The following is a 10487-nucleotide window of genomic DNA, read 5'->3' on the forward strand; positions in this document are numbered from 1 at the left end:
CCCCTCCACCACCACCTCATCCACCAAGGCCTCTGGACCGTCCGCCTCCACAACGGCACCGCCCTCTACACCCCCACCAACACCCAAGACCCCCACCAAAAAGACCAATACAACCCCTACCACCACAGCCTCCCCCACCCCTCAACCGAGCCACCACCTTCGTTTCATGCATGAAGATGACAACAGAACGGCACCCCTCCTACGCCTGTTCAGGCGTAGGAGGGGTGCCGTTCTGTTGTCATCCAAGGAACGTCGAGGAAGCGTGTCCTGCCGCCTCAAGGCGCGTCCCCTCTCCTGGCAACCGTCGGTCGGGGCGCGTCAGCGTGCTTAGCATGTCACCGTCTTGAGGGGACCATCTTCCCTGTCAGGCGAACCATGGTCCCGGCTTCGGTGCGCGTTCGGGCCTCACTCACTTGTTGGTCGGCTGGGACTTGGGTCCATGCTTCGGTGCGGTTGTGGTTGGACTCGTCGTCGCAGGAGGGTTCGGGACAGCCTGCGTGCTCGGCTGGGGCTGGGGTTGCGCAGTGGAGGTGCCACTATCCGGCTGCTGGACCGGCACACCGCTCCCCGCCATGGGGTCGTTGGTTCCCGCAATCAACGGTGCAGTCTGGCTCAGCATGCTCGCCGGCGGCTTCGTCAACGGGTTGACCTGGTAGGCCGGGTTGCCTGCTGCAGCGTTCATGACCGCGGCCCAGTTCGAGCCTGCCAGCTGGTTGCCGTCGATGCCCGGGTAGTAGACACCGTTGATGGTGATGTCCTGGTTCACCCATTGCGGCCCGTTGCCCTGGTAGCTGCCGAACCAGGCTGCCGTGGCGATACCTGAGTTTGCACCCACGGTCCAGGTTTCGACGTTGCCGTCCGTCGTTCCGGTCTTGGCGAATGCTGTGGCCTTGTCGTTGAGCGGAATGGCGTAGCCGGAACCGTGCACCAGCATGTACTGCAGGGCGTACGTGACACCTGCAGCAACTTCCTTGGACATGGTCCGCTGGCAGTTCGCCGAGGGCACCGGATAGCTCTTGCCCGTGGAGTCCGTAACTGAGGTCAGGGCGATCGGCTCGCACCGGATGCCGCCCGCGGCAAAGGTGGCATAGGCCGTGGCCAGGTCAATTGGCGCCACGTTGTCCGAGCCAATCAAGTTGGAAATGTTCGACACGTTATAGGGCTTGTTGGTGGAACCCTCCTTCAAGCCGGCGGCCGTCGCCATTTTTTGGATGTTGCAAAAGTCCAGCTGGGTGGCCGTCTGGAAGGTGATCGTGTTGATCGAGATGGCGAGCCCAAGGTAGGCGGTCATCGGGTAGTAGTGGTTCGGATCATCATTGGGGAGCAGGTTGGTGCCGCTCGCCGGATCATAGGAACCCGTCGTGGTCCCGCAGGAATTCTTCCATGGGTAGCCGATGGGATAGTCCTGGACGGCGCCGTTGATCATGGTCATCATCGAGTGCCCGGTCCTGAGCCATTCGGCAAAGACAAAGGGCTTGAAGGTGGAGCCGATCTGGAAGCCGCCGGAGCCGTGCAGGGGCAGGCCGTTGGCGTCCTTGAGTGGAAGGGAAAAGTTGCCCATGTAATTGCCCGGCTTCGTGGCCGGGTTGTATACGGTGTTCTGGGCCATGGTCAGGACCTTGCCGGTGCCCGGCTGGACGCTGACGACGTCGGCACCGCGCTGCAGCGGGTCGGTGGGGCTCATCGTGTTGTTCACCCGGTCCTGGGCGACCTGTTGCAGCTTCGGGTCCAGGGTGGTCTTGATGGTCAGCCCGCCCTGGTAAAGGAACTTGGCCCGGTCTTCCGGCGTGGCTCCATAGGCGGAGTTGTTGAGCACCAGCTGCTGGACGTAGTCGCAGAAGTACGGGGCCATCTTTGCTGCAACACAGCCCTGCGCCGTCTTGTGCAGGTGGACTACCAGCGGTGCCTTGACAGCGGCGGCGTACTGCTTCTGCGTGATCTTCTTTTGCGCAAGCATCTTTGACAGCACCTGGTTGCGGCGGGTCACCACGTTGTCCGGGTGCGCCACCGGGTCGTACACCGTGGGGCTGTTGACCACACCGGCCAAGGCTGCTGCCTGCGGCAGCGTCAGGTCCTTCGCGTCCGTGTCAAAGTACAGCTTGGCGGCCGCCTGGATGCCGTAGGCGCCGTTGCCGAAATAGATGAGGTTGAGGTAGCCCTGAAGAATCTGGTCCTTGGACATCGTCTTTTCCAAGTCGATGGCCTGCTTCATCTCATTGATCTTGTCCGTGATGGTCTTTTGGGCACCGAGCTTTGCCTGGTCGGTTTTTCCGGAGGTGACCAGGTTTTCAATGATCACGTTGTTCACGTACTGCTGGGTGATGGTGGACGCACCCTCACGCCCACCATGGAGTGTTGCGGCCACGGCGCGCAGGATGCCGGTGGGGTCGATGCCGCCATGCTGATAGAACCGGGCATCCTCAATGGCAACGATGCCGTTCCGGATGTACGGCGACATCTTGGCAAGCGTCACGGCCTGGCGGTCCTGCTCATAGAACCGGGCGATCACGGAACCATCGCTGGCGAGCACGGTGGTGCCCTGTGCAGGCGCGTTCAGCTTGAGCGTCCCCGGGTTGCTGTTGACAAAGGAATCCGTGCCGGACACGGCGGCAGTCGCGACTGCCCCCGCGGGGATCAGGAGCCCCGCAACCAGGACACCGGCCACGGCGCACACCACAAGGAGGGTCAGCAGGTTTCCCAAGGTGGAACCCGTGTCCCTCCAAATCGAGGGAATTCGTGGTCCTTGCGTTCCTCTGGGCATCCGGGGAAGCCTTCCTGTGCTAACTGGCGGTACTCTGCTGAATGGCAGCACCGGGCGGCGGGCAGACATCTGCTGACTCGCCGGCACTGGCGCCGATGAAGCGTTTATGGCGTGGTGTTGCTGGGCGGCGGCATCGGGAAAGATGGCACAGGTGAAGTCTCTACCATCTTGGTGGGAATTTCCTGAATGTCGCGGCGAAACGTTCGGGCGAACACCTTTGCACCGGCGTGCCCGGAAGTAAGCTTACGTGCATGGCCAAGTTCTTTGACATCCATCCCCACGACCCGCAGGCGCGTTCCGTGACCCAGGTGGTGGCGCTACTGCGCGACGGCGGTCTCATCGCCTACCCCACGGACTCCTGCTATGCCTTGGGCGCACAGATCGGCAACAGGGATGCGCTGGACCGGATCCGGGCCATTCGCCATCTGGACAGCAAGCACCATTTCACGCTGGTCTGCAAGGACTTTGCCCAGCTGGGCCAGTTCGTCATGATGGACAACGACATCTTTCGCAGCATCAAGGCCGTGACCCCGGGGCCATACACGTTCATCCTTCCCGCCACGAAGGAAGTTCCGCGGCGCATGGCCCATCCGAAAAAGAAAACGGTGGGCGTGCGCATTCCGGATAGCCGCCTTATCCACGCCATACTCGACGAACTGGGCGAGCCGCTGCTCTCCAGCACCCTGTTGCTGCCGGATGAGGAGGAACCGCTGACCCAGGGCTGGGAAATCAAGGAGACGCTTGACCACGTGGTGGATGCGGTGATCGAATCCGGCGACGTCGGGGCGGAGCCCACCACCGTGGTCGATTTTTCCAGCGGCTACGCCGAGGTCGTCCGACGCGGCATGGGCGATCCCTCCCGTTTCGAATAGCCGCGAAGGGTACCCGCCGGTGCTGTGGCGGGCCCGGCAACACAGTGCTTTACTGGAGCCTAGACACTGGCTGCGAGAGAAGCCGTAAGAGATGAGCACCCGTCCTGGCGACCGCTGTTTAACCGCGACGACCCGGCCACGCGCCGGGCGGAGACTGCGCCGCCCAGTGCCGGCCATGGCCGCCTGCGCCGCCCTGGTGCTGGGCCTGCTGGTGTCCGGGGTTTCCTTCGCCATCCCCGCACGGGCCGCATCCCTCTCCGGGAACGACGTGTCCTGGCCGCAATGTCCGACGGCGGCGGGCGGATACGGCCTGCCCCTCCCTCCCGATTCGGCCCAGTTCGTTGTCATCGGCCTGACAAGGGGGCTGCCCTTCACCGCCAATCCCTGCCTGGCCTCCGAAGCCGGCTGGGCGGCCGCCCGGAACAAGCCGGCCCACGGCTATGCCATGGCCGCCTTCCCCACCGCCGCCCAACTCCTTACGTACAAGGCCCGCGGCCCGTGGTCGGCCGCCACCCGTGCCGGGCAACTCTCCAACGTGGGGTACGCAGAGGCGGCGGCCGCTGTCAGCGCCATGGCCGGCGCCGGCTTCCGACCGCCGGTGGTCTGGATCGACGTCGAGCCCCGGCCCGCGCAGCCGTGGCCGGCCACGACAGCCGCCCAACAGCGGGAAAACCGGCTGGTGGTGGAAGGCCTCATGCGCGGGCTTCACGATGCCGGATTTGCCTACGGCCTGTACTCGTTTACGTCAGGCTGGGCAGCCATTACGGGATCCTGGCTGCTGCCCGGCGTCCCTGTCTGGGCGACCGCGGGCCGCCTTGACTACCCCACGGAAGCCCTGGACATGTGCGCACGGCCGGCCTTCTCCGGCGGCCGCGTGTACCTTTCCCAGTGGTACGACGACGTGTACGACCATGACATCACCTGCAGCCCTTACACGTTCACACCGCTTGCCATGCCCGGCTCGTCGCCGTCCGGCTCAACCGGCGACTTCAACGGCGACTGGAACAACGACGTGCTGGCCCGCGTGGCGGCCACCGGAGCCCTTCGTCTCTACCCGGGCAACGGCCGTGGCGCCTTCACCGGGGCATCCACAATTGGAACCGGATGGCAGGGCATGAATGCGCTGGACACCGTGGGAGACTTCAACGGGGACGGGCGGGCTGATGTGCTGGCGCGGGAAAGGTCCACAGGCTACCTCTGGCTTTACCCCTGCAACGGACGTGGAGGGTGGATGCCACGCACAAAAGTGGGCAGCGGATGGAACACCTTCAGCATTGTCCTTGGTCCCGGTGACTTCAACGGCGACCAAAGGGTCGATGTCCTGGGCCGGGATGCTGCCGGGGAGCTGTGGCTGTATCCGGGCAACGGACGTGGAGGGTGGCTGGCGCGAGTGAGGGTGGGCAGTGGCTGGAACGCCATGAATGCCATCCTGGGCCCCGGCGACGTCAATGGCGACGGTACGGCGGACCTTTTGTCCCGGGAAACCGCCTCGGGCACGCTGTGGCTGTATCCGGGGAACGGCCGCGGAGGATGGCTGCCCCGGGTCAAGCTGGGCACCGGCTGGAATTCAATGACGGCACTCGCATCCGCCGGTGATTTCAACGGCGACAGGACCCCTGACGTGCTGGCCCGGGATCCAGCCGGCAGCCTATGGTTGTACGCCCTGGGCGGCAACGTCTCATGGCTGCCGCGCACGCTCGTCGGATGGGGCTGGAATTCCATGAACACCATTTTCTAGGACGATTTTCGGGACTATGCCGGGGCAAGGCTGGCGGCCGTCCCAGGTCCTTGGCGGCGCACGGCACTGGACGCGGACGAAGGTGGCCGTTAGCGTGGTGCGGGCACCGGTCAATGGACTGGCGCACGTACCTGGAGCAAGGGGTCAGGAAACGCAGCGTGAACGGGACGACGTTATGAGGCCGGGCGGTCCGATGTGCCGCGTTGCAAGGCTGCTGGCGGGGATGGCGGCCTGCGCCGCCCTGCTGGCCGGTTGCGCGCCCGGCCCCCAGCCCCACGCCACGCCCGCGGTCCCCACCGCACATTCCGGCAATGACATCTCGTGGCCCCAATGTCCGGCTGCGTCAGGTGGCTACGGCCTCCCACTGCCGCCGGAATCAGCGCAGCTGGCGGTCATCGGAGTGACCAACGGCCTGCCCTTCACAGTCAACCCGTGCCTGGCCTGGCAGGTGGGCCGGGCCTCGAACATGCCCGTGCCGCGCCATGCCTACGCCATGGCGGCATTCCCGACGCCCGCCCAACTTCGCGGCAACAAGGCCCAAGGCCCGTGGCCCGCCGGCACCCGGGACGGTCAACTGTCCAATGCGGGATACGCCGAGGCTGTCGCCGCCGTGGCAGCCATGGCCAAGGCCGGCTTCTTGCCGGGGATGGTGTGGATTGACGTGGAGCCGCACAAGCCGCAACCCTGGCCGACGTCGTCCCCCACGCACCAGCGGGAGAACCGTCTGGTCATTGGCGGGATGATGCGCGGGTTTCACGACGCCGGCCTGCCCTACGGTTTGTACTCCTACCACCGCGCGTGGGCGGACATCACCGGGTCCTGGCAACTGCCCGGTGTGCCGGTCTGGGCCACCGCGGGGCAGGACACCCCCGACAAGGCGCGGGCCAAGTGCGGAAAGCCCGGCTTTTCAGGCGGGCACGTGTACCTTGCCCAGTGGTACGACGACGTGCGCGACTACGACATGACGTGCGGCACGTACGCGTTCACGCCGCTGCCCATTCCGGATACCCCGCTGCCGGCCCCGGGCCCGGCAGACCAACCCCAGCACCACTAACCGGCAGCCGCCCTGGCGGGGGAACGCCAGCTGGAGAGGCGGCACACCGGGCGCTCACATCCGGCGCTTCACCTTCGCAGTGGCGGGTGCTGTCCACGGGTCTTCGGGCCATGGATGTTTCGGGTACCGTCCCCGCATCTCGGCCCGCACCTGGGCATAGGGGCCGGACCAAAAGGACGCGAGGTCGTCCGTGACGGCCAGCGGGCGCCCGGCCGGGGAGAGCAGATGGAACAACACCGGGACCCGGCCGCGGGCCAGCCGCGGCGTGGCAGCCCAGCCAAAGCATTCCTGGAGCTTGACGGCGACCACCGGCCTGCCGCCGTCGGACTCCACGTCAGGATAGTCAATGCGCGCCTGGGACCCGCTGGGCACCGCGAGCCGCTCCGGGGCCAGCTCCCCCAGCTTCGCTGCTTCCGGCCAGGGCAGGAGCCGCCGCAGCGGATCGGCCAGGCCGATGGAGGAAGCAGCCTTTCCCTTGGCCACCGCCTCCAATTCCGGGGCCAGCCACTCATCAAGTCGGTCCAGCAGGGCGGAGTCGGAAACGTCCGGCCAGGGCTCCCCCAGTTCGCGGTGCAGCAGGGCCATCCGGCGCCGCAGCGAGTCCGCCGGGCCGCTCCACGTGAGCAGCCCCAGCCCCGAGGCGCGCAGCTCTGCGGCCACTGCTGCACGTCCCTGTGCCGTGGTGGCCTTGACCGGCGTGGAGGAGAGCACGATGGCCCCCAGCCGCCGCTCCCTGCGGGCCGTGACGCGCCCGTTGCGGAATTCGGCCAACACTTCTTCGGAGGCAAGGTGGCGGGCCGCGGCCTGCACCGTGTCCAGGCTGACGGCTGCCGCGGAGCGGATGACCGCCCCGGTGCCCGCGGCATCCCGCCCCCGGGCACGCGCGACCTCGGCCACCGCCACCCAGTCCTGGCCGGTCAGCGCGCTTCCGCCCGGCAGGCCCGCGCGTGTGCCCGAAGCCAGGAGATAGGTGTCGGTGCCCGGGACGCGGCGCGCCACCCTGTCGGGATAGGCAAGCGCGACGACGAATCCCGTCACGTCCCCGGCAGGGATCCCCTGCCCGCCCGCGTCGGCGGCCGGCGGCGCGGCCTGCTTCGCGTCTGCCTCCCGGCGCGCGATCCCTTCCATGCGGCGGGCGTCTTCCCGCCACCGCCCGGCCCCCGGGTCCCGGCCGGAACGCAGGGACGCCAGCAGCGCCGCCAGGTCTGCACCGGGCGTTCGGTGGTCCCCCGCCACCAGGGCAACAGCCTCGGCCGCCTTCCGGGGGCCGACGGCGGCGGCACCGTCCAGGAGGGCACGCGCCAGACGGGGGTCGGCCGGGACCCTGGCCAGGATCCTGCCGAAGGGGGTGGCCAGGCCGCGGGCGTCGACGGCGCCGAGTTCGCGCAGCGTTTCCACGGCGCCGGCCATGGCAGCCTGTGGCGGTGGTGTGGGCAGCGCCAGGCCGAAGCCTTCCGGGGCGCCCCAGCAGGCCAGGATGAGCGCGGCCGGGGACAGCTCTGCGACCAGTATTTCCGGCCGCTGGTGCGCCGGTGCCGCCGCGTACGTCTTTTGGTCGTAACAACGGACCACGATTCCTGGTCCCAGCCGGGCGGCACGGCCGGCCCGCTGGTCGGCCGAGGCACGCGAACAGGAGGCCGTGACCAGGCCGGACATGCCGCGGGCCACGTCCCGGCGGGGCTCACGCGTCAGGCCGGAGTCGATGACCAGCCGCACCCCCGGCACGGTCAGGGACGACTCGGCCAGGCTGGTGGAGACGATGATGCGCGGCAGCCCGCCGGGCAGGCGCCCGGAAACGGCCCGGTCCTGTTCGGTGGCCGCCGCCTGGCCGTGGAGTTCGAGCACGTCGGTCCCGGCCCGCCGGAGCCGGGCGGCTATGTACCCGACTTCCCAGGCGCCGGGGGCGAATACGAGGGCATCCGTGCCGGCATCCCGGCCCAGCGCCTTGGAGTGGGCCGCTGAAGCCGTGTCCGCCACATGGTCCAGGAAGGCCCGCGACACGCCCCGCCCGTCAATCCGGGGCCCCGGCGCGGGCGCCCAGACCGTTTCGAGGGGGAACAGCACCGACGGCGAGTCGACCACGGGCGCCGCGGTGCCGGCGTCGTCCGCCAGGAGCGCGGCAAAGCGTGCCGCCTCCACCGTGGCCGACATGGCGACGAGGACAAGGTCGCCGCGGAGCTGCCTGACCTCGGAGAGCATGCCGGTCAGCAGGTCCGTCCCAAGGCCGCGTTCGTGCACCTCGTCGAGGATGACCGCGCCGGTGGACTCGAGCCCGGGGTCGGACAGCAGGCGGCGCAGCAGGATGCCGGGGGTGACAAATTCCACGAGCGTCTCGGCTCCGGCATGGCTCTCCCCCCGCACCGTGTAGCCGACGCGGCCGCCCAGCGGGCTGCCGTCCAGCGCGGCCAGCCGGCGGGCCGCAGCCCGTGCCGCCACGCGCCGCGGCTGGGTGACCACCACGCGCAGTCCGGGGACCAGGTTGGCCGTCAGGGGCGGCACGAGCGTGGTCTTGCCCGTGCCGGGAGGGGCCTGGACGACGGCGGTTCCGGCACTGCCAAGGGCCGCGGCGAGGCGGTCCAGGGCGGTGGCGAAGGCCAGGCCCCGGCCGACCGTCTCCAGGTCAAAGGCTGTGGCCACCGGTCAGCCGATCTGCAGTTCGCCCATCTCGCCCCAGGCGTCGCCATCCACCTTGCGTGAGACGATCCGGGGAGTCGCGAGAAGCGCCGGGCGCATGGCCTCCAGGCCGGCCTTGAAGTGGGCGCTGTTCACATGCGCGGCCGCGGCGTCGTCGTCCAGGAATGCTTCCACCAGGACAAACTCGGCCGGGTCTTCCACGCTGCGCGACCAGTCGAACCAGAGATTGCCGGGTTCCTGGCGGGTGGCCGCCGTGAACGGGCCCACGAGGTCCATGAAGCGGTCGGTGTGCTTGGGCCTGGTCTGGAATTTCACCACGATGAAGTACATGCCATCCAGCTTAGGCGAGCGGGCTACCAGCCGCGTTCGCGCCATTCCGGCAGGGACGGCCGCTCGGCGCCGAGTGTGGTGGGGTCCCCGTGGCCGGGCAGCACCACGGCGTCGTCGGAATAGGCCCCGAAAAGGCGCTCCTCGACGTCCGCCAGCAGGGATGCGAAGCGCCGGGGATCGCTTTCGGTGTTGCCGACGCCGCCCGGGAAGAGGGAATCGCCGCTGAAGATCAGGGTGGTGCCGCCGTCGGCGAGGATGTAGGCGATGGATCCGGCGGTGTGGCCGCGGAGGTTGACGGCGTGAAGGGTGATCCCGTCCGTCTCCAGCACGTCGCCGTGCTCCAGCTGACGGCTGACGGCGACGCCGGATTCGGACTCGATCCCGGCGGCGTCCTCACGTCCCGCTGCGGTGGGGATGCCGCCGGCAATCCCGGCCAGGGCGCGCACGTGGTCCCAGTGGCGGTGGGTGGTGGCCACGAGCAACAGCTTGGCCGTTGCCGCGGAATCCGCCGCCGAGTCCTGGAGCATGCGGCGGATGGCGGGGGCGTCGTCGGCGGCATCAATGAGGACCTGGGCGCCGCTTTGCCGGTGCGTGATGAGGTAGACATTGTTGGCCATGGCCGAAACCACCGTGCGGCGGACGGTGACGCTGGGAAGTTCGTGGATGAGGCTGGTCTCTGCAGTCATGGGGCTAAGCCTAGCGGCCGAGGGGCCCCAAAGGAGCGAAGCGAGTTTGGGGAGGCCGCTTGGCGCTAGATGTGTAATTCCAAGGTGTGCGGCGTGGTGTGATGCTTTGAAGGGCAAGGGCGCCCACAATCGGCGGTATCAAACCAAACGCCGAACCCGGAGGTCCTCGTGGACGCCGATCTGGAAACCCTTGCCACTGCATTCTATGTCGTTGCCGATGACTTGTTGAAGGCCCATCCGGAACGGGTTCCGTACCGGCCCAGGATCGGGATCAGTCCCAAGATAAGTGACGCAGAGGTCATGGCGTTGGCGTTGCTGCAGGCGATGCTCGGGTTCGTTTCAGAAGCCCGTTGGTTGCGCTACGCCACGGAAAACTACCGAGGGATGTTTCCCTATTTGCCGGGCCAGTCCG

The 10487-nt window shown here is 67.8% G+C and carries 7 protein-coding genes and 1 pseudogene; 4 read left to right on the forward strand and 4 right to left on the reverse strand.

Going from position 1 to position 10487, the window contains the following annotated elements; translation table 11 throughout:
• Positions 1–409: 409 nt before the first annotated feature.
• A complete protein-coding gene (locus MMF96_RS18875; RefSeq protein WP_256884417.1) occupies positions 410–2701 on the reverse strand; it encodes a transglycosylase domain-containing protein in 2292 nt (763 codons plus the stop codon).
• Positions 2702–3012: 311 nt separating this feature from the next.
• Here MMF96_RS18875 and MMF96_RS18880 point away from each other — a divergent pair, with 311 nt between their 5' ends.
• The 3 genes from MMF96_RS18880 (at position 3013) to MMF96_RS18890 (ending at position 6425) form a co-directional block, all read left to right on the forward strand.
• Entirely contained in the window at positions 3013–3633 is a 621-nt protein-coding gene (locus MMF96_RS18880) for an L-threonylcarbamoyladenylate synthase (protein ID WP_256884418.1), read from the forward strand.
• Positions 3634–3808: 175 nt separating this feature from the next.
• Positions 3809–5371 (forward strand): FG-GAP-like repeat-containing protein, encoded by a 1563-nt coding sequence (locus MMF96_RS18885; protein WP_256884422.1) that lies wholly within the window; start codon positions 3809–3811, stop codon positions 5369–5371.
• A gap of 193 nt (positions 5372–5564) precedes the next feature.
• Positions 5565–6425 (forward strand): hypothetical protein, encoded by an 861-nt coding sequence (locus MMF96_RS18890; protein ID WP_256884419.1) that lies wholly within the window; start codon positions 5565–5567, stop codon positions 6423–6425.
• A gap of 54 nt (positions 6426–6479) precedes the next feature.
• Here MMF96_RS18890 and hrpB read toward each other — a convergent pair whose 3' ends face one another.
• From hrpB to MMF96_RS18905, 3 genes are read right to left on the reverse strand one after another with little or no spacing between them, the layout of a single operon-like run.
• A complete protein-coding gene (gene hrpB, locus MMF96_RS18895) occupies positions 6480–9062 on the reverse strand; it encodes an ATP-dependent helicase HrpB (RefSeq protein WP_256884420.1) in 2583 nt (860 codons plus the stop codon).
• Positions 9063–9065: 3 nt separating this feature from the next.
• A complete protein-coding gene (locus MMF96_RS18900; protein ID WP_176618537.1) occupies positions 9066–9389 on the reverse strand; it encodes a putative quinol monooxygenase in 324 nt (107 codons plus the stop codon).
• 23 nt (positions 9390–9412) lie between these two features.
• Positions 9413–10075: an MBL fold metallo-hydrolase gene (locus tag MMF96_RS18905; RefSeq protein WP_256884421.1), complete on the reverse strand. Its 663-nt coding sequence runs from the start codon at positions 10073–10075 to the stop codon at positions 9413–9415.
• Between the two features lie 168 nt (positions 10076–10243).
• Here MMF96_RS18905 and MMF96_RS18910 point away from each other — a divergent pair.
• Positions 10244–10487: pseudogene (locus tag MMF96_RS18910) on the forward strand (IS982 family transposase); the annotation flags it as partial.

The organism is Arthrobacter sp. STN4 (genome assembly GCF_024539665.1).
In the GTDB taxonomy this organism is placed as follows: Bacteria; Actinomycetota; Actinomycetes; order Actinomycetales; family Micrococcaceae; genus Specibacter.

What these genes read in the sequence shown, in the direction of transcription:
- MMF96_RS18880 (WP_256884418.1), top strand. Translation starts at nt 3,013, where the DNA reads ATGGCCAAGTTCTTTGACATCCATCCCCACGACCCGCAGGCGCGTTCC.
- MMF96_RS18885 (WP_256884422.1), top strand. Translation starts at nt 3,809, where the DNA reads ATGGCCGCCTGCGCCGCCCTGGTGCTGGGCCTGCTGGTGTCCGGGGTT.
- MMF96_RS18890 (WP_256884419.1), top strand. Translation starts at nt 5,565, where the DNA reads ATGTGCCGCGTTGCAAGGCTGCTGGCGGGGATGGCGGCCTGCGCCGCC.
- MMF96_RS18900 (WP_176618537.1), bottom strand. Translation starts at nt 9,389, where the DNA reads ATGTACTTCATCGTGGTGAAATTCCAGACCAGGCCCAAGCACACCGAC.
- MMF96_RS18905 (WP_256884421.1), bottom strand. Translation starts at nt 10,075, where the DNA reads ATGACTGCAGAGACCAGCCTCATCCACGAACTTCCCAGCGTCACCGTC.